The sequence below is a fragment of the Olsenella sp. oral taxon 807 genome, assembly GCF_001189515.2.
In the GTDB taxonomy this organism is placed as follows: domain Bacteria; phylum Actinomycetota; class Coriobacteriia; order Coriobacteriales; family Atopobiaceae; genus Olsenella_F.
This window is the reverse complement of the sequence record NZ_CP012069.2, coordinates 884,933-907,392: the sequence shown is the minus strand read 5'-3', so window position 1 is coordinate 907,392 and position 22,460 is coordinate 884,933. Positions and strand designations below refer to the sequence as shown.

Below are 22,460 nucleotides of genomic sequence, written 5' to 3'. Positions count from 1 at the left end.
TGTACGTTATCAAATGATAATGACTTTGCCACACGGGTCCAGAGTATCGATATCATTGGACACAATAAGAGAACACTGCGATGGACTCCCCGTCCAACGCAGTGAGGACAACACAGCCAAAGACAAGGACGCAGCACATATGGACCTGTCCGTGATCATTCCCTGCAAGAACGAGGCAGGCTCGCTTCCTAGCCTCTGCGAGGAGCTGGCGCGCACCTTCACATCGCGTGAGGGGCTTTGCCTCGAGCTCGTCTTCGTGAACGACGGCTCCACCGACGACACCTCCCACGCGCTCGAGGCAGTCCAGGCAGACGGGCGCATGGCCCACACGGTGGTCATCACGCTCTCGCGCAACTTCGGTAAGGAGCCCTCGATGCTAGCCGGCCTGCAGCAGGCCACAGGAGACTACCTTGCCTTCATGGACGCAGACCTCCAGCAGAGCCCCAAGACTCTGCTTGCGATGTACGACCTGCTCATAGCACACCAAGATGAGTGCGACGTTGTCGCCGCCTATCAATCAAGGCGCAAAGGCGGCCTCCGCGCGAAACTGAGCAGCTGCTTCTACGGAGCATTCAACAGCATCTCCGAGACAAGGCTTGAGCCCGACGCGTCTGACTTTCGTGTCTTCAAGCGCTGCGTCGCAGAGGCACTGCTTGCAATGCCCGAGTACAGCCGCTTCACCAAGGGGCTCTTCTCATGGGTAGGCTTCAGGACACGTCCCTTTGAGTACGAGCCGGACGAGCGATACGCCGGCCACAGCAAGTGGTCGCTCGGCTCTCTTTTGCACTACGCGACGACAGGCTTCGTGGCATTCTCCTCGGTGCCCCTGCTCTTCTCGGCTTACGTCGGTGCACTGTTCGCCCTTATTGGCTTCGTATACATCATCTTCGTCTTCATCGACGCGATGGTCCTGCACAACACGCCAGCAGGCTACCCCACGATCGTCTCGCTCCTCCTCATCGTAGGAGGTCTCATCCTGCTGTCGCTCGGCATCATCGGCGAATACCTCTCCCACATCTACATGGAGGGCAAGCATCGCCCGATTTACATCGCCCGGCAGATCAGGCGCATGGACGAGGGCAGGGCAAGCGAGTGGGGTGTGACGACCAACGCCACAGCAGGCAGCGAACACTAGGCAGCCACGCGTACAAAGATACGAAGGCACGCCCCCTCGTCCCAAAGATCAGTGGTACGAGGGGGCGTGCAGCACAAAGAATGCGGTCGAGACCTACAGCTTAATCTCAATATCGACCCCAGCGGGCAGGTCGAGGCGCATGAGCGAGTCAACGGTCGACGGACTGGGGTCTACGATGTCGATGAGGCGCTTGTGCGTGCGCATCTCGAACTCCTCGCGCGAGTCCTTGTCCTTATGGGGCGAACGGATGACAGTATAGACATTACGCCTCGTGGGCAAGGGGATGGGACCAGCGACGCGAGCTCCTGTCTTCTGCGCGGTGTCCACGATGAGCTTTGCGGACTGGTCCACGATCTCGTGGTCATAGCCCTTCAGGCGTATCCTGATCTTCTGGTTGAGCACGATGCTTACCTCCATCATGAGCGTGAAGCTCCTCTGTCGGCCACCCGCCCGGATAATGGCGGTGGCCCTGGCTGGTCAGTTATGTGGCGCTTCCGCCGTTTTTGGAGACGATCTCGTCACGGATGTTCTTGGGGACGGACTCGTAGGAGTCAAACTGCATAGTGTAGCTCGCACGACCCTGAGTCTGCGAGCGAAGGTCGGTCGCATAGCCAAACATCTCGCCGAGGGGAACCTTGGCGTGAATAACCTTGGTGTTCGTGCGGTCCTCTATGCCCTCGATCTTGCCGCGGCGACCCGAGAGATTGCCCATGACGTCGCCCATGTACTGCTCGGGGGTCTCGACCTCGACCTTCTCGATAGGTTCGAGCAGCACGGGACCAGACTGCTCGAGCGCCTTCTTGATCGCCATGGAACCCGCGATCTTGAAGGCGGCCTCGGAGGAGTCGACCTCGTGGTAGGAACCGTCGACGAGCGTGACCTTGATGTCCTGCGTCGGGTAGCCTGCGATGACGCCGGACTGCAGAGCCTCCCGTATGCCCTTGTCCACCGAAGGGACGTACTCCTTGGGAACCGAGCCCCCGACGGTGGCGTCCACAAACTCGTAGCCAAAACCGGGCTCCATGGGCTCCATGTCGATGATGGCGTCACCGTACTGGCCGCGACCGCCGGACTGGCGCACGAATTTGCCTTGGACGTGGCTCACAGCCTTGCCTGCGGTCTCACGGTAGGCGACCTGCGGCTTGCCGACATTCGCGTCGACCTTGAACTCGCGGCGCAGGCGATCGACGATGATCTCGAGGTGCAGCTCGCCCATGCCGGCGATGATGGTCTGACCTGTCTCGTGGTCGGTACGAACCTGGAAGGTCGGGTCCTCCTCGGCGAGCTTCGCGAGACCGACGGACATCTTCTCCTGTTCGGCCTTGGTCTTGGGCTCGACGGCGACATCGATGACAGGATCGGCGAAGCTGATGGACTCAAGCACGATGGGATGCTTCTCATCGCAGAGGGTATCACCGGTGGTGGTGTTCTTGAGGCCAACGCAGGCAACGATGTCACCGGCCGAGCACTCTTCACGGTCCACCCGTTCGTTTGCGTTCATCTCGAGGATACGCCCCAAGCGTTCGCGCTCGCCCTTAACCGAGTTGTAGACATAGGAGCCTGCCTCGGCCTGACCGGAATAGATGCGGATATAGGTGAGCTTACCGACGAAGGGGTCAGTCATGATCTTGAACGCAAGGGCACTAAAGGGCTCCTTTATGTCCGCATGGCGCAGCTCGGGCTGGCCCTTGGGGTTGGTGCCATCGATCTCTGGCACGTCAAGCGGGCTCGGCAGGTAGTCAACGACCGCGTCGAGCAGCTCCTGGATACCCTTGTTCTTGTAGGCTGAGCCAACGAAGACGGGGTTGAGCTCGCCGGTGAGCACACCTGTGCGGATGGCCGCCTTAAGATCGTCTTGGGGTATCTCCTCTTCCATGAGGATCTTCTCCATGAGGCTGTCGTCGAAGTTCGAGGCAGCGTCAAGCAGCTCGTCTCGCTTCTCTTGGGCAAGCTCCACGAATTCGTCGGGAATCGCGTCCATGGGCTCGGGATAGATCATGCCCTTGGCGTCCTCTTTGAAGTCCCAGGCAGTGTTTGAGACGAGGTCAATGAGACCCCAGAAGTTGGACTCCGCACCCATCGGTATCTGCGCGGCGACAGCAACGGCACCCAGACGTTCCTTCATGGTCTCGATGGCGTGGAAGAAGTCTGCGCCCACGCGGTCGTACTTGTTGATGAAGGCGATGCGGGGGACATTGTACTTGGTCGCCTGACGCCAGACGGTCTCGGACTGGGGCTGAACCCCCGCGACGGCGTCGAAGACCGCGACGGCTCCGTCGAGCACGCGCAGGGAGCGCTCGACCTCTGCGGTGAAGTCAACGTGGCCCGGCGTGTCGATGATCTGGATGACATGGTCCTTCCAGAAACAGGTGGTGGCGGCCGACGTGATGGTCACGCCACGCTCCTGCTCCTGGACCATCCAGTCCATGGTCGCTGCCCCATCGTGGACCTCACCTATCTTGTGAGTCTTGCCGGTGTAGTAGAGGATGCGCTCCGTCGTGGTAGTCTTGCCCGCATCGATATGGGCCATGATGCCGATATTACGGAGGTCCTTGAGGTCGTACTTGATCTTAGCCATGTATCCCTACTCCTGATGTTTGGCTAGAAGCGGTAGTGAGAGAAGGCACGATTGGCCTCAGCCATCTTGTAGAGGTCCTCGCGACGCTTGACAGACGCGCCGACGCCGTTGGCGGCGTCCATGATCTCGTTGGCGAGGCGCTCGATCATGGTCTTCTCCTTGCGATCACGTGAGAAGTTGACCATCCAACGGATGGCAAGGGTGGTGGCGCGACGGGAGTTGACCTCCATAGGCACCTGATAGGTGGCACCGCCGACGCGCTTGGGCTTGACCTCGAGCGTAGGTCGGACGTTGTCCATAGCTTTCTTGAAGACGGACAGGGGATCTTGCTCGGTCTTCTGTTGGACGAGCTTGAAGGCCCCGTAGACGATGCGCTCGGCGGTGGCTTTCTTGCCATCGAGAAGGACCTTGTTGATGAGCTGGGTCACAAGGCGGTTGTTGTAGATAGCGTCGGGAGTGACCTCCCGACGGATAGCTGCTGCACGACGCGGCATAGTGTATCTCCTCAGAACTGGTTGCGATGTCAGATGGAGCGCGGTCCCCTACTCCTTGGGGCGCTTGGCGCCGTAGCGGGAACGGGCCTTCTTGCGGTCCTGGACAGCAGCGCAGTCATAGGCGCCGCGAACGATCTTGTAGCGCACGCCGGGAAGGTCACGGACGCGGCCACCGCGGATGAGCACGATGGAGTGCTCCTGAAGGTTATGGCCCTCGCCGGGAATGTAGGCCGTGACCTCGAGGCCGTTGACGAGGCGCACGCGGGCAACCTTGCGTAGCGCCGAGTTGGGCTTCTTGGGTGTGGTGGTGAAGACGCGGGTGCAGACGCCGCGCTTCTGGGGATTGTGCTGCAGCGCGGCGTTCTTGGACTTGGCCTTGTGCGACACGCGACCCTGGCGAATGAGCTGATTGATTGTAGGCAAAGCTTCTCTCCTTAGCTGAGAACGTTGGGATGACGGTGCGCGAGCACCTATGTGTCAAGGAGGGCGCAGCACCGTCCCCCTGGATCGTCACACGTGCGGATGTGCACGACCCATAGCGAGCCCTGCACAAACTCTAACTTTACACTGCCTTAAGGCATATGTCAAAACACCATGGCTGCTGACGCAGCTGACCTTTGCCAGTATTCCATGACATGCACACACGAAGCGGCCCACCCCTAGTCTTTCTGAGACGTGACCAGCTCTGCGGCATGCGAGAGGCCAATTGATATGAGGTCAGCGACGTGCTCATCTGACAGGGAGTAGAAGACGCGCTGCCCCTCACGCCTGGCCGTCACCAGACCCCGGTCACGGAGGAGCCTGAGCTGGTGGGAGATCGCGGACTGCGAGACCTTGCCTACCTCCTGCAGGTCGGAGACGCTCCTCTCCCCCTGGACGAGCACTCCCAAGATTTGGAAGCGTGTTGAGTCCGAGAGCGCGTCGAAGATCTGCGTGGCGCCGTAGACGATGTCATCGTCTACGAGATAGCCCCGAAGTTGCCTCGAGTCAATCGTATCCTGCCTGGCGCCTCTCTCGTCTTTTCTCACATCGGGCACGCTCGTGTCCCTTGCGACCGGCATCGCTAGATGGCGGCAAGCGCTTGCTCGACGTCGGCCACGAGGTCGGCGGTGCCCTCGAGCCCGCAGCTCATGCGCACTGTCGCGGGCGAGATACCCGCCGCCGCGAGCTCGTCGTCGCTCATCTGGCGATGCGTCGAGCTCGCGGGGTGCAAGCAACAGCTGCGGGCGTCGGCAACGTGCGTCTCGATCGCAAACACCCGAAGGGCCGCCAGGAAGCGCTCCGCCGCCGCACGGCCACCCGCGACCTCAAGGCTCACAACACCGCAGGAGCCCTGCGGCAGGTACTTCTGGGCAAGCTCATGCGACTCGTCACCCGAAAGGTCGGGGTAGCTGACGGCAAGGACCTTGTTGCTTTCTGCGAGCAACTCGGCGAGCGCCCTGGCGCTCTGGCAGTGCTGTGGCATGCGCACGTGAAGCGACTCTAGGCCAAGGTTCAAAAGGAAGGCATTCTGCGGACTCTGGATGGAGCCAAAGTCACGCATGAGCTGCGCGGTCGCCTTGGTGATGAAGGCCTTGGCCTTGCCAAAGCGCTCTGCGTAGACGATGCCGTGGTAGGACTCATCCGGCATGGTAAGTCCAGGAAAGCGCTCGGCGTGCGCCATCCAGTCAAAGTTGCCGGAGTCCACGATCGCGCCTCCCACCGCTGCCCCGTGGCCATCCATGTACTTGGTCGTGGAGTGGGTCACGATGTCAGCGCCCCACTCGATGGGACGGCAGTTGATGGGCGTTGGGAACGTGTTGTCAACGATCAGGGGCACGCCGTGAGCGTGGGCAGCTGCAGCGAAGCGCTCGATGTCGAGGACTGTGAGTGCGGGGTTCGCGATGGTCTCACCAAGAACACATGTGGTGTTGGGCCTGAAGGCTGCTTCCAGCTCATCCTCACTACAGAAGGGCGAAACGAAGCTGCACTCAATACCCATCTTGCGCAGGGTGTGTGCGAGCAGGTTGAACGTACCGCCATATATCGTAGAGCTTGCCACCATATGGTCACCGCACTCGCAGACGTTGAACACGGCAAAGAAGTTGGCGGCCTGGCCAGAGCTCGTGAGCATGGCCGCAGACCCTCCTTCGAGTGCCGCGATCTTTGCCGCGACGTGATCGTTGGTGGGGTTCTGCAGGCGCGTGTAGAAATAACCCGATTCCTCAAGATCGAAAAGCCGCCCCATGGCGTCCGAACTGTCATATTTGAAGGTCGTGGACTGCACAATGGGCAGCTGCCGCGGCTCACCATTCTTGGGCGTGTAGCCTGCCTGCACGCAGCGGGTCTCGATGCTCTGTCCCAGTCCTCCGATACGCTTCTCCATCATCAGCTCCTCTTCCTCGCCTCGTATCTCACAGCAGATTATCACCCCAAAGTCCTATAGTAGTGGAGAAAAGAAACATCGGCTTGTTCGACCCAAAGGGGAAATGCATGCTTACCTATGCCCTTACCTGCTGTTCCACCGCAGATCTCACTCCGTCCTGGCTCGATGGGATTGGTGTCAGATACGTGTTCTTCAACTACGAGCTCGACGGCATCCCGTGCAAGGACGATTTTGGCAAGACGCATGCGCCCAAGGAGCTCTATGCGCGCATGCTCAAGGGTGCCACGGTAAAGACCTCCCAGGTCAGCATCGGTGAGTACATGGAGTTCTGGGCGCCGCTGCTTGAGGCGGGCCAAGACGTGCTGCATGTGACCCTGTCGTCGGGCATCTCGGGAACGTATGGCTCCGCCTGCGCCGCACGAGACGCGCTCAGGCGGGTGTTTCCCGAACGCAGGCTGATCGTTATTGACTCGCTCTGCGCCTCGTCGGGCTACGGGCTCCTCGTAGACAGGATGGCCCAGCTCAGGAGTGCTGGCATGGGCCTAGATGACCTGGCGTCGTGGGCCACGATACACCGGCTCGAGGTGCAGCACTGGTTTTTCTCGTCTGATCTCAGCTTTTTCGTGCGTGGGGGACGCATCTCGAAGGTGGCGGGCGTTGTGGGCGGCATGCTTAAGATCTGTCCCGTGATGAACGTCGAGGCCGACGGCACCCTCGCCGTCAAGGAGAAGATCCGCACCAAGGCCAAGGCCGAGAGGCGCGTCGTCGCACTCATGCACCAGCTCGCACGGGACGGCGATGACTACGCAGGCAAGGTCTTCATCTGCAACGCCGACTGCCTGGATGACGCGCGTGCGGTCTCCGACATGATCGAGGCGCAGTTTCCCAAACTTGACGGACCCGTACATCACTTTGACGTCGGCGCGACCATAGGCTGTCACACAGGACCCGGCACTGTCGCCCTCTTCTTTTGGGGAGCGTCCAGAACGTAGTGGCAGCACGTATCCGATGCGCCTCATCGTGAGCCGACGGTTACAGCTCCATCTTGAGAAAGCGTCGGTAGCGCTCGAGCACCTTTGGATCGTTAAGGCTCGAGCGCAGGGTCACAGATCCTGCGGCGTCATCTTTTGCGAGGGCGTGATCCTTCGAAAGAAGGCTCTTGAGCCTATGCGTGACACCGTTCGCCCCATCGAAGAAGGGGACGTCCCCAACGACCTCGCGGATCTGGCGGGCGACGAAGGGGTAGTGCGTGCAGCCAAGAACCACCGAGTCGACGGTACCCCGATACCTTCCCACCAAGGATGAGATCATCTCGCGCAGGTCCGCCTCATCGAGCCCTCCCTGCTCAATACGCTTGGCCAGGCCCGCGCAGGGGACGGAGATCACCTCGGAGTCAGAGCCATAGGCCTTGGCGAGCTGCTGGTACTTGTCAAGGCGCAGGGTAACGGGCGTCGCCATCACGAGGATGCGTCTGTGGGGATCGTGTTCTGTCGCTGGCTTGAGCGCAGGCTCGACGCCCACTATGGGAATGGTGGACAGCTCCCTGCGAAGGGTCGCCGCAGCGACGCTCGTCGCAGTGTTGCAGGCGATCACAACGGCCTTTGCGCCTTCGCGGACCAGTTCGCCCACTATCTGACGAGAGAGGCTCAGGATCTGGCTTGGACTCCTCTCGCCGTAAGGATTGTGAGCGGAGTCACCCACATAGACGAAGTCCTCATGGGGCAGGACGTCCACCAGTCGGCGCAGCACACTGATGCCGCCAAGGCCTGAATCGAACACCGCGACGAATCCCTTCCCGCCCGCCATGGATGACCCTCCCTTCGTGACATGACTCGCTCGTCCCAAAGAGCAGCATACCCCTTCGCAAGTGGGAGGACCGGGGAAATCCCCGGTCCTCTCGAGAGGGTACACTGACGACCCCGAACATCGTGGACGCCCGTGCCGCACAGAGAACACGAACAGCGGTGTCCCCTACCTCTCACAGAGCCAGTAGTGGCAGGAGTATGCCCCCACCTCGGAGCCCGCGCCAAAGTCATGGTCCTCGCCCGTGACGAGGTCAACCGCCCGACCGCAGCCCGCGTCGAAGTGCAGGGTCGTGGGTTGGGAAGCGGCGTTGACGGCCACGATCACGCGCTGGCCTGCGCAGCTGCGCTGGAACACCAACTGCTGAGGCTGGCATTGCAGCTCGTGGTAGTCACCCATGCAGAGCGCCTCGCTTTGGAGCCGCGCGGCCGCAAAGCTGGCGATGAGGTCCGTGAGCTCACTCCACTGGGGTGCGTCGAGCGCGGGGCGCAGCTCGTGGTCGCCGAAGCTCTGGGCACCCTCGATACCCCACTCGCTACCATAGTAGACGCAGGGCACACCGCACATGCCAAACAGGAGGCCGTAGAGGCAGCCGAGCTGATGCTTGTCAGTGAGTTGGGTCGCGATTCTCGGCACGTCGTGGTTGTCAACGAAGGTGAGCAGGTGCTTGCCCGTGTAGAGATCCCAGGGCTTATCACCGCTCTGGCGCTCGAGCGTATAGGCTATCTCGTGCATGTTGGCGGAGTTCATGCTTGACCAGAGTCCCTTGTAGGCCTCATAGTTGTAGGCGGAGTCACAGGCATCGTCATTCATCCAGCGGTTATAGTCGCCAAACATCGTCTCGCCGACGAGGATGAACTTCTCGTCGCGCTTCTCGGTAAGCTCGTTGGCGATGCGCCGCAGGTACCCGAGGTAGCCCGGGTCAAGGCAGTAGGCGACGTCAAGGCGCAAGCCGTCGATGTCGAACTCGCTCTCCCAGCCGCGAATGACGCCGGCCAGGTAATCGTTGAGGTCGAGGTTGTTGTGATTCAGCTTCACGAGATAGGGAACGCCCCCCCAGGTCTCGTAGCCGAAGCCGTCCTCATAGGATGAGTTACCGTTCCAGTCGATGTTGAACCAGCCGGCATAATGGCTGTCGGCACGCTTTGCGATGACGTCCTGGAACGCCCAGAAGCCGCGTCCCACGTGGTTGAACACACCGTCGAACATCACACGGATGCCCGCCTCGTGAAAGGCGTCCACGACGGTCTTGAGATCATCGTTCGTGCCCAGGCGAGCGTCCACGCGCGTGTAGTCGCGCGTGTCATAGCCGTGGGCATCGCTCTCGAAGACGGGGTTGAGCATCACGCAGGTGGCACCGAGCCTAGAGACGTGCTCGACCCATCCGTCGTTCACGAGCCTGAGCAGGCGGTGATCGTCGTCATTGGTCGCCCCTTGCGTCGAGCCATCGTTGGACCAGGGGGCGCCACACAACCCCAGAGGATAGATCTGATAGACGAAGGAACTCTCGTACCAGTTCATGTTGTTTCGCCATTCCTCTGGCGAGGCGTCCTGTGCCTTGCGGACGCGCTTGGGAACGCCACGCGAGAGACCGATCTTGCCAAGCTCGCTGTTTGCAGGGTCAAAGGCAGCCCTCACCTTGCCGAGCAGGCCAAACTCCCCGCAGATGTCCAGCACCGTGCCGACGCCCACGCTCGCGTCTCCGCGCTCCACGCGCGAGATGGTGTCGCGAGACACCCCCACGGACTGGGCGAGCTCGTCGGCCGTGAGGCCACCCATGGCCCGCCATGACTTGAGGCTTGCGCCGATCCCCTGCATTGCGTTGGATGAGTTTTCCTGAACCATGACCGCCTCCCGATACGATCTGCACACTTTGAACATACAACTTATTAATATCGGTTATTTCCGACATTAATAGGTATAGCACAGCGTATATCAGATGTAAACGAGATTTTGGAGAACGTTCGAAGGACAACTACTACTTTAGGAGACAATTGTGGCCGCTGGTCCAGACTTTGAGGCGTGTGGGCAGCCCAAAGACTCCCGCACAACCTGTGGGGGACACCCCTACTCTTGGATCAGGGTGTCTACCTCACACATGAGCTCGTCGAGTCCCTTGCATGAACGGGAGATGAAGAGCCTCCTGCGCTTGGGCTGACCACCGCCGTAAGGTTCCACCGTGCAACTCACCCTCGTGGTGAAGGGCCCCGCGGCATATGACTGGACAGAGACAATCCGCTGCGCGAGACGATTGGCATACCCATTCGTGACCGCCCGCTCGAAGTCCTCGCCCACCTCGAACTTTCTGAGAGCCTCGTACATATCGCCAAGCCCGCCAAGCGAGGAGAGGGGACCGATGCCACCAAGGCACGCAACGATAGCTGCGGCAATCGAGACCGCCGTACCCGGTCCTCCCGCTATCAGACCCCTCGACCAGTCGGAAACCCACATCCTTCCCCATGAGTCGCGCGCGTACTCGACGGAGGCCGCCGAGATAACGTGCACGGCGGCAATGGCGGGAGCGGCCGCAGCAACGACGGTAGTGACCAGCAATATCCATGTCGCCAGCCCGCCGAGGGAGGAACCCTCGCGCCACACACCCTCCGAGAGATTGGTCAGAAGCGCAAAACCCGGAAACGCCACGACCAAACTCCCCACCACCCCAAACAGGAGGGTCGGTATGAACACCTGCGACCCCTTTGCCCCATCGCTGTACTTCCACACGAACGGCCATGCCGTCGCCTTCCTGCCCCCTCCCATGGACTGCGTGGCCCTATCCGGAAACACGCTGTCCACCTTGGTGCCATATGGTGCGGCGGCGCCCATCGGCTGCGCGGACCCAGCCGAGAACATGCCGCCCAAAGGGTCACCTACCGGATCATCCACGAAATGCGCCGACCTGTCGGGGAACAGGCCGTCTATTCCCTCGCCACTGTACAGCCCCCCGCCTTCCATAAACTGCGCGGCCCTGTCAGGAAACACACCATCCATCCCGTCACCATACCGCGCGTCATCATCCATGAGCCGCGTCGCCATAGCCACACCTCCCACTCGCGCCAAGCCCTCGCGTACAACAGCACAGGCGCCCGCCGCGTCATAGCCCGATCTGCCAAGGAAAACACTCCCGTAAACAAGGACGATCATACACCACCACACAGGCCAAAAATCTCGCTCGACCGAACAAGCACTTCCTCGCTACCGGCAACTGTCACCCATGAGCGCTCACCCCTTGCAGGAACACCACCTCAAGACTAGCTCACACGACCGCTGTCCATGGAAAAGACCCTGTCAGCCACGGCCATGGTGCTCGCCCGATGGCTCACGAGCAGTACGGTACGCTTACGACGCTGCCTGTCGAGACTACACAGGATGATACCCTCATTGAGCGAGTCGAGATTGCTCGTGGGCTCGTCCAAGATCAGTAACGGTGCATCGTGCAGGAAGGCACGAGCCAATCCCAGACGTTGGCGCTCACCTCCCGATAGGGTGTCTCCAAGCTCCCCGACCTCGGCGTCATACCCCTCCGGCAAGCCCATGATGAAGTCATAGACCGACGCTGCGCGACAGGCGGCATCGAGTTCCGACTGGATGGCATGAGGCTTGGCAATGAGTAGATTGTCTCTGATGCTCTGGTGAAAGAGATAGGTGTCCTGCTCCACGAGCGCTTCCATATCGCGCAGGTTGTCCGTACGGATGGTATCGATACGCTGGTCACTGATGGAGATCTGGCCCCGGTCAACATCCCAAAAGCGCATCATCAGGCGGCAGAGCGTTGACTTGCCCGATCCACTCTTGCCCGAGATGCCCACGATGGAGCCCTTGGGTATCTCGACCGTAACATTATCAAGGACCCTCTTGCGACCATACGAGAACGACGCGTTCTTGGCTGCGGCACCACCAAAGGAAATCGTGTCCCCCTCACTGACCTCCTCAACCACAGGCTCCTCCTCAAGCACGTCAATGACGCGATGTGCCGCAGCAAGGGTACCCTGCAGGGTCGAACCGAGACTGGCGAGCGCCACAGCCGGACCAAACGAGCCGAGCATGGCGGCGGCAGAGATGGCCACCGCACTCGCATCGACGACACCCGCCATATAAAGATTCACACCGACCAAGAGTTCTGCGAGCGAGAAGGCGGCTATGGCTGCATCTGCGGCAGCGGAGCCGGTCGAACCTACAGCCGATAGGGCACGCTGCGCCCCAGCAAGTCTGCGCGACCGCTCGTCGAGCGTCCTGAGGCGTGACGCGCCAACATCAAACTGCAGAACCTCAGTGAGACCGCGCAAGCCATCGAGCACGAAAGTCGAGAGACCTGCAGCTCGGTCCCGTACCACCCGCCCACCATTTCCGGAGACGCGATAAACCATGATGGGCACCACGGCACCCACAACGAGCTGGGCGACGAGCATGACCAAGCCAAGCTGCCACGCAAAGCTCCCCGTGAAAGCCACCATGACCACCAGCATGAGCACCGCGATACAGACGGGTGAGATCGTATGTGCGAAGAAGACCTCGAGTAGCTCTATGTCAGAGGTCAGCGTGGAGATAAGGCTACCCCGGTCAACACCCGACAGCCGTGCGGGAGCCAGGCGACGTAGACTGGCGAAGATCTCGCTTCTGATGTGGGCGAGCAGCTTAAAGGCGATGTAATGGTTACAGATTTGCTCTGCATAACGCAAGATGCCGCGTAGCAGGGCCATCAGCGCCAACGTGCCGAGGCAGACGCCAAGCGAGAGGGGCGGTTCCTGGTGAAGCACGATGGAGCAGGCCTCCCAAACCGCAAGCACCGGCAAAAAGGTGGCGCAGCAGAAGCCCGCAACGCCACAGAGGACCGAGATGACCATGAAGCCCGAAAGTGGTCTGACAAGCCCCAGCATGCGCCACATGACACGGGCGTTACTCCGGCTTTGCATCATCGGCCTCCCTCGCATTGCTATCGGCAATGGACGTGACGGGTACGTCTTTGGCATCGGCCTCAGCAGGCTCAGGCATGTCAACCACCTCGGTTTCGGTAGGTGCGGCGCTCACCTCTGCTGTGGGAGTCTCGTCTGCAGCGTCCTTTGCGACGGGCTCGGTACCTGCATCGTCAGTGTCGCTAAGGGCGTCAGCGTCACCTGTGCCGCTAGGGGCGTCAGAGCTCGCGTCCCCAGCACCACCGGTATCGGCCGTCCCACCCATACCGCCCTCCTCTGCAGCGTCCACACCCTCTGAGACTTGCTCATCATCCTCGATCTCGTCATCAAAGGGCGCGTCAAGCGTGGTGGGCTCAAAGGCCTCGAGCGCCTGCTGACCCTCCCAAAGTCGTCGATAGGTCGTGTTTTCAAGCAGGAGTCGCGCGTGATCACCCTCGCCGACCACCCGGCCGTGCTCGAGCACATAGATCCTACGAGCTGCCGTGACATTTGCCAGGCGATGACTGATCAAGATCACGGCCTTGTAGCGAGCGATTCCGCGCACGGCCGTCATGATCGCCTTCTCGCTCTCGACGTCGATGTTGCTCGTAGCCTCGTCCAGGATATAAACGGGTGAGTTGTGCAGGAAGGCTCGAGCCAGGGCCAGACGCTGCCTCTGGCCACCGGAGAGGTTCTCTCCCCTCTTCTCGATCCTGGTGTCCAGACCATCCTGCGCGCGTAGGAAGGCCGCAAGGTCAACGCCCTCAAGAACCGACCACATATCCTCCTCAGAGGCGCGGGGATGCCCCATCAGGAGGTTATCTTTGACAGTACCCGCAAAGAGGTAACTTGCCGCAGGCACCGTCGTCACGTAACGTGCGAGGGCCCTGCGATCGAAGTGCGCGAGCGGTCTGCCACCAAGAAGGAGCTTGCCCCCATAACCCTCCGCGCGCCCTGCCAGAAGCGCGGCTATCGTTGACTTGCCCGATCCTGACTCGCCAACGATGGCGGTGAGCCCGACGGAGGGGATGTCGACCGAGACGTCGTGCAGCACCTCGCGCCCGCCGTCCCATGAGAAGCTCAGGTGACTCATGAGCAGGTGATCCCCCTGCGCCGGGACCTGGGTGCCACCCTCGGTGGGCTCCTCGAGGTCGAGCAAGTTGAAGATCCTGTCGGATGCCGCCATGCCGCTCATGGCGACATGGAAGTATGAGCCCAAACGTCGCAGGGGACGGAAGAAGTCGACCGAGAGCAAGGCCACCAACAGGGCCTCCGTGAAGTCGATAGATCCCACCGAGAGAAGCCACAGCGCCATGCCCATACCTGCCGCAGCCCCGCCAAAGGCTCCGACATCCATGAACACGATGGAGTTGAGCTGGGTGCGCAGAACCCTCATCGTGGCGGCTCGGAAACGCTCCGCCTCCTCGTCCATGACCTCGTGTCGGGCCTTGTCCGCCTGGTAGATCTTGAGGGTCGTGAGTCCCTGGAGACTCTCAAGGAATGAGTCTCCAAGACTCGTGTACTCATCCCAGTAGGAGGACAACACACCCTTGGCCGTCCGCCGCACCAAGACGATGACCAAGGGAATGAGCGGCACGAAGACAAGAAGCACGAGCGCTGCGGGCCAGGCTGCGGGTGCCATGAGGAAGAGAGCGACAAACAGGGTGATCGGTGCGAGGATTGCGCTGAAGAGCTGAGGCAGGTACTGGCCAAAGTAGGTCTCGAGCTGCTCGCAGCCCTCGACGGAAAGTTGCACGACCTCGGCCGTGGGGACCCTCTTGCTGTAGCTTGGACCCAAGCGCAAAAGCTTCTCGTAGATCCTGTGGCGCAGCACGCGCTTGACGTCTACGGCGGCAGCAAAGCTCTCGCGTGATGCCAGCTTGGTAGAGATGGCCTTGAGCGCAAGCACGACAAGGCCGACTACGAGCGCCCGCCGCATGCCGCCAACATCCAAGGCGCCCTCCAGAGCGAGTGTGAGCGTCGAGCACACCACCCACACGAAGGCGATGTTCGAGACGAGTCCCAACCACCGCAGAGCGACCGTCAGAAACACATGCCACGGCGCCCCCGGCACAAGCTCGAACAGCCTTTTTCTTATCATGTGAGCCCCACCACACCTCGCGCTGCCAACGCGGCACCGTCCGTCGCCAAACGTTACCAACATGCACTCGTTTACTCGTTTGCCCTCATAGGATAGCAAATTATGTAGAATGATGGGACCCGACACGGCTATCCTCTCGCAAAAGCGAGTGATTTTCTAGAGGGATCAGGTACGCAAGCTTGTGTGACGGTCTATAGTCACGCAGGTCAGGCGTGTAGCCTGGAGTCGAGACTGGGCGATCCACTCACGCCGGGAGCCACCCAGCCCAAAGGAAGCCGACGCGGGGATAGGAGTCTTCATGCCAAACTTGTCCTACAAGGCAAAGCAGCTGATCGTCATGAGACGCGACCTCAAGATGCGCAAGGGAAAAGTCGCAGCCCAGGCGGGACACGCCTGCGTCGAGGCAACCCTAGCGGCACTCGTCCGGGAGGGGCGCCAAGACCAGCTGCGCGTGGCACCGGACGGCAGTCGAGTCTACCTCGACGACGAAAACGGGATACCGACGGCACTTTCCGACTGGTTCGACGCCGGCGTCGCCAAGGTCTGCGTCTACGTGGACTCCGAGGATGAGCTGCTCGACATCGCGGCACAGGGACGCGAGCGCAACTTCATCGTCGCGCTCATCCGCGACGCGGGCCTCACGGAGTTCCACGGTAAGCCCACACATACCTGCCTAGCCTTCGAACCTCTGCACGCCGATGAGATCGACCCCATCACTGGCGAGCTCCCGCTATACTAAAGAGGCTCTGCGAAACCTAAAGAGGCTCTGCGAAACTGCATCCTGGTCCCATCGCACGAGGCATCGTCACGTCGCCGACCGATGGCGCAACTCGCGGTTCTCTCGCCGACGGGCACCCAAAAAGGTGCTGTAATAGGGATGGTCTTCGGGTGACGGCCGCCATGGGGGCGGAGGCCCGAGCATATGGAACGAGAGACGCACGTTCCAAGAAGAAAGGAGCCATCATGGCCGAGAATGATGGGCGCATGCAGCTGGTGATCGTACGCCACGGCGAGAGCGAGTGGAACCTCAAGAACCTCTTCACTGGCTGGACTGACGTCGACCTCACCGATACGGGCCGCGAGGAGGCGGCCGCAGGCGGCAAGGCGCTTCGCGAGGCAGGCTTCGACTTCGACGTATGCTACACATCGCTGCTAAAGCGTGCCATTCACACCCTTGACATCGTGCTCGACGAGCTTGACCGCGCCTGGCTTCCCGTCCACAAGACCTGGCGCCTCAATGAGCGCCACTACGGGGCCCTGCAGGGCCTCAACAAGGCCGACGCAGCTGCTGAGCACGGCGAGGACCAGGTCCTCATCTGGCGTCGCTCCTTTGACGTCCAGCCTCCCGCACTCAAGCCAGGCGACAAGCGCGATCCCCACATCCAGGCACAGTTTCGCGAGGTGCCGCAGGAGGACCTCCCCTACACCGAGTGCCTCAAGGACACCATCGCCCGTGCCTGGCCCTACTTCGAGCAGCACATCAAGCCCGAGCTCGAGGCCAAAAAGCGCGTTCTCATCGCCGCTCATGGCAACAGCCTGCGCGCGCTCGTGATGGAGTTCGAGCACCTCACGCCCGACGAGATCCTGAAGGTCAACATCCCCACCGGCGTACCCTGCTCCTATACCTTCGATAGCGACTGGAACATCACCGACAAGCACTACATCGGCGATCCCGAGACCATCGCAAAGAAGATCGAGGCCGTCGCCAACCAGGGCAAGGTGAAGAAGTAGCCACCAGTCTGGCCTGAGATTGCTGTCCGTTGGCATCCGATCGGCGGCACTAAAGCGCCTGGTCCCTCATATGGGACCAGGCGCGCTGCGTAGGCTTGAATGACGCCTCGTAATTTGCTAGAATGCCGCATCGGACTTACTCACATGGGGTGAGCAATTGCGAAGTCGCCCAGGGCCTCCTGGACATCGTGTCGTGGGGAGATGGCATCATGGGATATCGGGAGGGCAGCTCGCTGCTGCGCATCGTATCGGTGATCTGGATGGTGATCTGCGTTCTGTGCATCATCATGCTGATGTGGTTAAGCTCCTTGGGACAGAGTGTGGAGCAGTACCGCGCCGACTTTGGCTCGGACACAGTGGACTACGTCAGGTTCATGCAGAAAAACGCGGGTATCCTGTACCTCGATTACCTGTTTCAGATCTTTGTGGGCGTGGTCGGTTACCGCGCGGGGCAGCGTAACGGTGAGAACACCCTCGCGTTTGTCCTTGGTAGGATATTCTTGGTCATACGCCTCTTGTCACTGCTCTCTGATTTTACCATCCTTACCTTCTTCTTCGCCTTTCTCGCCGCACTTTACGTCTATGGCGTCTACGAGACGAGGCAAAACAACGGATACCGGGCTGGCGGCTGGTAGCGCAAGTAGCTCATGACCAAGGACAGATGGCCATGGGGACCCTCAGCGTCACATGGCCTCGCAGAGGAGGATGGCCTAGTGATAGACTATGGAGATGGGGTCTTCATGCAGGGCGAGGGAAGCGCGCTGCTGCGACGGGTATCGCTCGCATTGAGCATATTTTGGGGCATAGGCCTCGTGAGCATGGTCTGCACAAGCGCGATACTACAGAACAGCTCGCTGCACCCACAGGTATACCAACAGGCCGTTGACTCCCTGCATGGTCGAACGTCTATCCCGCTTTCTACGCTCGCCCTTGCTGCGTTTGAAGTCGTTACGGGCATCGTCGGCTATCGTGCGGGAAAGCATGATGGCCCGAACACCCCCCGCCCTCGTCCTAGGTATCGTCTCTGTGGCCATGCCTGCCATGCTGTTTGTCGCACGCTTACCTCAGCTGAACGTGGGCAACCTCATTGTTCTTGTCCTGTCCATCCTCTATGTGTATGGGGTCATCCAGACGAACCAGCACTACATAGATACCCTTGGCACAGCTGTTACGCCGGAGAAGGATGATCGTCGCCTGCTGCGCAGGACGTCAATCGCCCTGATGGCATGGTCCGTGCTCGATCTTGTCCTTGCTCTGTCGTTGGGGATGCCGCAAACGCCGTTCAAATACATGTACATGATCGTGCGCCTCCTGATTGGCATCATCGGCCATCAGGCGAGCACCCACTACGGCCTCTCGGACACTCGTCGCATCCTTCTGATGGGCATCTTCCTGAGCGTGGTCGACGCCATGTTCACCGCACAGGACTGCTATCATCTGATCGTGGATACATCCTTCGGCTTTCCTTTGGGAAATGCCATAGACCTCTTCATGTCCGTCCTTTTCCTGCTTGGTGCCATCCGGCTGCGCAAGGGTGCGGCTGCAGGCGGGGCATACGAGACAGGTGGTATGAACGGCAACTGGGAAGGCATCAATGGCAGCAGGCTTGGTTGGTAGGACAGCCGAGCAGAGCTCCTTTCGCCTTGCCGGGCTGACGCACTCCCTCCTCGATGCCCCGCAGATTCTGGGGCACCGAGAAACCTACCGAGGCACCCACCAGAACTGAGGTGAGACACACCAGAGCCCGGCGTCCCTACTCGCTCCTGAGCGCCTCGACCGGATCACGACGGGCCGCGCTCATGGCGGGCATGGTACCGGCAACGAGCGTGAGCACGACCGAGACCGCTACCAGCGCCAAGGCATTCTGCGGCGTGAGCGCCATGATGTTCGAAACCTTCTGCGTCTGCTCGACGATGCTGTTGACCGGTACGGACACCACGTACACCACAGCCATGGCAAGAACTCCCGAGAAGAGCCCCTCTATCACGGTCTCGGCGTTGAAGATGTTGGCGATGCCAAGCTTCGAGGCACCCATCGCGCGGAGGATGCCTATCTCCTTCCTGCGCTCGAGCACCGAAATATGGGTGATGATGCCGATCATGATGGAACTCACCACGAGCGAGATCGACACGAAGGCGATCAGGACAAGGGACACCATGTCCACGATACTCGTGACCGAGCTCATGAGCGTCCCCGCGATGTCGGTGTATTGGATGGTCTGACTATCGTCGCCCGCGCCACTCACCTTCCTGTTATAGCCGTCGATGATGTCGAGAACACCCTGCTTGGCCTTGAAGTCCTTGGGATAGATCCTGATGGACTCCGGGCTGGCGACGTCAGCGTAGCCGAGCTTCTTGAGGTCGCTCTCGTAGCTCAGGTCCTTGGCGTTCATGAAGTTGGTGAGCAGAGACGTCAGGTCATCCTGGCTCACGTTGAGCCTGATGGCGCTCGCGAAGGCTGTCGGGTCTACCTTGAAGCCATCCTGCATGGCGCTCGAGAGCGTTGCCATCTGCTTCTGGAGCTGCCCCGAGATGGCGCTCGAAAGCTGTGTGCCCAACTGACCCGTCGCCGCCGCCATCTGCTGCTGCATCTGGAGGGCGAGCTGCGTCGCCATCGCCTGAGCCGCCTCTGACATGAGGGAGCCTAGGGCCTCAGAGAAGTAAGGCACGAACTGCTTGGTCAGATAGTCCTGCATGGCCCCTTCCACGAGCCTCGAGGCCTCCTCCCCAAGCATGCCCCGCAGCTCCGCAAGCACCTCCTTGGCTGTCTCATCGTTTGAGAGGTACTCTCGCAGGTACACGACGTAGCCCGATACACGGCCACCATCAGCTGCGGACCCGCTGGGAGTATCGCTTGATGCGCCTGCAGCATTCGCGGCCCTTGATCCCGCTGCCGGGCCAGACCCCGCCCAAGGACCCAACTCCCCCGGATGGTTCTTCTCCATCCATGCGATGAAGCCGCTCGCGAGCTTGTTGGCAGCCTGGGTGATACGCTTGGCCTGCTCGTCGGTGAGTCCCGTACCAAGATCCGCAAGTCCGCTCCTTGCCAAGTCGAACTTGGGTGCGTTGCCCAGGATCTTTGACATCGTGTCCGCGTCGAAGATCGAGGCGAGTGCGCTGGTGTCAAGGCTCATCGAACTCATGTCGAAGCCCGATGGGTCAAGGCTCACCCCCGAAAGATCGAGCTCGCCCATGTCGGCCGCCGACCTGCCAAGCGCACTCGAGTCGAAGGAGAAGGCCCTCTTGAGCGCGCCCTGGTCGATCGTGAACATCGAGCTCATGTCAAAGGCCCTGCCTTGGCTGTCCCGAAGCTCCTCGAAGGTCTTGCCTGTGAAGACGTCCACGTCGGGGTTGGCAAGCTGCTCTCGCACTATCTGGGAGTCAGACGACTCCTGGATGAGTCTACGGGTGAGCGCCGAAGTGTAGGAGATGCCCTCGCGCACGCTCGTGGAGCCTGCGGAGTCAGAGGGCCTCACGACGCCCACGACCCTGAGCGTGATGCCCTCGTCGAGCCTCTCCCTCATGTAGCCCTCGTCGTCGGACATGTCTGTCCACGTACCCTGCGCCTCGTTTTTCTGATAGAGGGCACTCGCGGGTATCACCTTGAAGGTCATGCCCATGGCGTCGTCGTAGGTGAACGCCCGGGTGTTATCGGGCATCTTCACCTCCTCGCCGTTCAGCATCTGCTGTGTCATCTGGCGCATGACGTCGGGGTCATAGAACCCTAGGCTATAGAGGGTGTAGTCACTAATGCACCCATCCTTGTCGAGTGTGAGCACCGCCTCGTCAGCCGCCTCGGGCCAGCGGCCCCTGACCACGCGCAGCTGACTTTCGAGCAACCTGCGGTCATCCACGAGCTCACTGAAGGACGAGTTCGTGGAGCCGCCCGTAAGGGCCGAGCCCATGGCCCCACTGGCCATCTTCCTGCCCGTCTCGGAGGGATTGAGCCTCACGATGCCCTTGGAGCTGTCGCTCTCGAAGACCTGTGGGGCGATGCCATAGCCATACTGGACGTCGGCCGCGTATCGACCGATGTCTGACGCGTCGCCTTCCAGGTAGCGCTTGAACGATGCGAGGTCATTAGACTTGACCTTGGCGAACATGTCTGCGGCGAGCCTCGTCTGCCTGATCTCGCCAGATCCGTCCACGCCGGCCTGATCAGACTCGCTCGACTCCGAGCTGCCCTTACCACCCGTCCCCATCGCGGACGAGAGCAGGGTTGCGACGTCTAGGCTGCTCTTGTTGATCGTGAGTGGGTAGCTTGAGAGCGCATCCTCTTCCGTCTTGGTGATGTAGTGGTTGACACCGTTGGAGAGGGCGAGGATGGCTGCGATGCCAATGATGCCTATGGAACCTGCGAAGGCCGTGAGCGCCGTTCGCCCCTTCTTGGTCATGAGGTTGTTGAACGAGAGCGAGAGTGCAGTGAGAAATCCCATCGAGGCACGCCTGCTCCGTCGCTTGTCGAGTCTGCTCGTACCCACAGGCGGCATGACGCCGGTCACGTCTGCGTCAGGCTCTCCCCTCCCGTCTGAGGCCCCCGCAGGCGACCCACCAAACACAGGGGTCTGCGCCGCCGCACCATCGACCGAGGACTTGGCCATGCCGGAAGTCCCCACGACCAGGGCCGCGTCGCCCGAGAGCGGATCCGTGTCTCCGTCTATGCGCCCATCCTGCACGCGGATGATGCGCGTCGCATAGCCCTCGGCAAGCTCGGGGTTGTGCGTCACCATCACGACCAGGCGGTCATCGGCCACCCGCTTGAGGATGTCCATGACCTGGATACCGGTCTCGCTGTCAAGGGCACCGGTCGGTTCGTCGGCGAGCACAATGTCGGGGTCGTTCACGAGGGCGCGGGCAATCGCCACGCGCTGCATCTGGCCACCCGAGAGCTGGCTCGGCCTCTTGTGGACGTGCTCCGCAAGCCCCACCTCCGTGAGGGCCTCGACGGCACGACGGCGTCTCTCAGCGCGCCCCACACCCGAGAGCGTGAGCGCAAGCTCCACGTTGGAGAGTATCGACTGGTGTGGTATGAGGTTGTAGCTCTGGAAGACGAAGCCCACACGGTGGTTGCGGTAGTTATCCCAATCCCTGGGACGATAGCTCTTGGTCGAGACACCGTTGATGATGATGTCGCCCGAGTCAGCCCGGTCAAGGCCACCAAGGATGTTGAGCAGCGTGGTCTTGCCCGAGCCAGAGGGACCAAGCACGGCCACGAACTCATTGTCACGCAGACAGACCGAAACCGCATCGAGTGCGACCTGGGTGAAGGAGCCAGTCCTGTACGCCTTCGAGACATCCCTGAGCTGAAGCATGCGCGCCTACCTTGTCGCCGGACGTTTGCGGCCCCCGACCCTGAAGGCCC

The 22,460-nt window shown here is 60.9% G+C and carries 18 protein-coding genes; 6 read left to right on the top strand and 12 right to left on the bottom strand.

Annotated elements, in window-relative coordinates:
* Window positions 1-139 precede the first annotated feature (139 nt).
* Window positions 140-1,135: a glycosyltransferase family 2 protein gene (locus tag ADJ70_RS03820; RefSeq protein WP_050343630.1), complete on the top strand. Its 996-nt coding sequence runs from the start codon at window positions 140-142 to the stop codon at window positions 1,133-1,135.
* A 93-nt stretch (window positions 1,136-1,228) separates the two neighbouring features.
* On the opposite strand, the gene rpsJ is transcribed toward ADJ70_RS03820, so the two are convergent.
* The 6 genes from rpsJ to ADJ70_RS03790 form a co-directional block, all read right to left on the bottom strand.
* Window positions 1,229-1,537 carry a 30S ribosomal protein S10 gene (rpsJ, locus tag ADJ70_RS03815; RefSeq protein ID WP_050344757.1) on the bottom strand — a complete coding sequence of 103 codons (309 nt, stop codon included), beginning with the start codon at window positions 1,535-1,537 and terminating at the stop codon, window positions 1,229-1,231.
* Between the two features lie 79 nt (window positions 1,538-1,616).
* Window positions 1,617-3,713 (bottom strand): elongation factor G, encoded by a 2,097-nt coding sequence (gene fusA / locus ADJ70_RS03810; protein ID WP_050343628.1) that lies wholly within the window; start codon window positions 3,711-3,713, stop codon window positions 1,617-1,619.
* A gap of 23 nt (window positions 3,714-3,736) precedes the next feature.
* Complete coding sequence (rpsG, locus tag ADJ70_RS03805; RefSeq protein WP_050343626.1) at window positions 3,737-4,207, bottom strand: 30S ribosomal protein S7; 471 nt, start codon at window positions 4,205-4,207, stop codon at window positions 3,737-3,739.
* Between the two features lie 48 nt (window positions 4,208-4,255).
* On the bottom strand, window positions 4,256-4,630 hold the full coding sequence (gene rpsL / locus ADJ70_RS03800) for a 30S ribosomal protein S12 (RefSeq protein ID WP_050343624.1): 375 nt from the start codon (window positions 4,628-4,630) through the stop codon (window positions 4,256-4,258).
* 236 nt (window positions 4,631-4,866) lie between these two features.
* Window positions 4,867-5,244, bottom strand: a complete 378-nt coding sequence (locus ADJ70_RS03795) for a metalloregulator ArsR/SmtB family transcription factor (RefSeq protein ID WP_050344756.1) — start codon at window positions 5,242-5,244, stop codon at window positions 4,867-4,869.
* A gap of 26 nt (window positions 5,245-5,270) precedes the next feature.
* Window positions 5,271-6,572 carry an O-acetylhomoserine aminocarboxypropyltransferase/cysteine synthase family protein gene (locus ADJ70_RS03790; RefSeq protein ID WP_371256161.1) on the bottom strand — a complete coding sequence of 434 codons (1,302 nt, stop codon included), beginning with the start codon at window positions 6,570-6,572 and terminating at the stop codon, window positions 5,271-5,273.
* Window positions 6,573-6,679: 107 nt separating this feature from the next.
* Between ADJ70_RS03790 and ADJ70_RS03785 the strand changes: the two genes are divergently transcribed.
* The gene (locus ADJ70_RS03785; protein ID WP_050343620.1) at window positions 6,680-7,564 is read left to right on the top strand and encodes a DegV family protein; all 885 of its coding nucleotides are present in this window, start codon (window positions 6,680-6,682) and stop codon (window positions 7,562-7,564) included.
* Window positions 7,565-7,604: 40 nt separating this feature from the next.
* Here ADJ70_RS03785 and murI read toward each other — a convergent pair whose 3' ends face one another.
* From murI to ADJ70_RS03760, 5 genes are all read right to left on the bottom strand, one after another.
* Entirely contained in the window at window positions 7,605-8,378 is a 774-nt protein-coding gene (gene murI, locus ADJ70_RS03780; protein ID WP_050343618.1) for a glutamate racemase, read from the bottom strand.
* Window positions 8,379-8,543: 165 nt separating this feature from the next.
* Window positions 8,544-10,220, bottom strand: coding sequence for an alpha-amylase family glycosyl hydrolase (locus ADJ70_RS03775; protein ID WP_172674433.1), 1,677 nt, complete (start codon window positions 10,218-10,220; stop codon window positions 8,544-8,546).
* 222 nt (window positions 10,221-10,442) lie between these two features.
* Window positions 10,443-11,411 (bottom strand): hypothetical protein, encoded by a 969-nt coding sequence (locus ADJ70_RS03770; RefSeq protein WP_050343616.1) that lies wholly within the window; start codon window positions 11,409-11,411, stop codon window positions 10,443-10,445.
* A 215-nt stretch (window positions 11,412-11,626) separates the two neighbouring features.
* Window positions 11,627-13,288: an amino acid ABC transporter ATP-binding/permease protein gene (locus ADJ70_RS03765; protein ID WP_050343614.1), complete on the bottom strand. Its 1,662-nt coding sequence runs from the start codon at window positions 13,286-13,288 to the stop codon at window positions 11,627-11,629.
* Window positions 13,272-15,368, bottom strand: a complete 2,097-nt coding sequence (locus ADJ70_RS03760) for an ATP-binding cassette domain-containing protein (RefSeq protein WP_083443791.1) — start codon at window positions 15,366-15,368, stop codon at window positions 13,272-13,274. The genes ADJ70_RS03765 and ADJ70_RS03760 overlap by 17 nt, the downstream gene beginning before the upstream one ends.
* A 298-nt stretch (window positions 15,369-15,666) precedes the next feature.
* Here ADJ70_RS03760 and pth2 point away from each other — a divergent pair, with 298 nt between their 5' ends.
* From pth2 to ADJ70_RS03740, 4 genes are all read left to right on the top strand, one after another.
* Window positions 15,667-16,107: an aminoacyl-tRNA hydrolase gene (gene pth2, locus ADJ70_RS03755; RefSeq protein WP_050343612.1), complete on the top strand. Its 441-nt coding sequence runs from the start codon at window positions 15,667-15,669 to the stop codon at window positions 16,105-16,107.
* 224 nt (window positions 16,108-16,331) lie between these two features.
* Window positions 16,332-17,099: a 2,3-diphosphoglycerate-dependent phosphoglycerate mutase gene (gene gpmA / locus ADJ70_RS03750; RefSeq protein WP_050343610.1), complete on the top strand. Its 768-nt coding sequence runs from the start codon at window positions 16,332-16,334 to the stop codon at window positions 17,097-17,099.
* A 209-nt stretch (window positions 17,100-17,308) separates the two neighbouring features.
* Complete coding sequence (locus tag ADJ70_RS03745; protein ID WP_050343608.1) at window positions 17,309-17,734, top strand: hypothetical protein; 426 nt, start codon at window positions 17,309-17,311, stop codon at window positions 17,732-17,734.
* A gap of 349 nt (window positions 17,735-18,083) precedes the next feature.
* Window positions 18,084-18,716 carry a hypothetical protein gene (locus ADJ70_RS03740; RefSeq protein ID WP_050343606.1) on the top strand — a complete coding sequence of 211 codons (633 nt, stop codon included), beginning with the start codon at window positions 18,084-18,086 and terminating at the stop codon, window positions 18,714-18,716.
* A 136-nt stretch (window positions 18,717-18,852) separates the two neighbouring features.
* Here the strand turns inward: ADJ70_RS03740 and ADJ70_RS03735 are convergent, their stop codons facing one another.
* Entirely contained in the window at window positions 18,853-22,410 is a 3,558-nt protein-coding gene (locus tag ADJ70_RS03735) for an ABC transporter ATP-binding protein/permease (protein WP_050343604.1), read from the bottom strand.
* Between the last annotated feature and the right edge of the window lie 50 nt (window positions 22,411-22,460).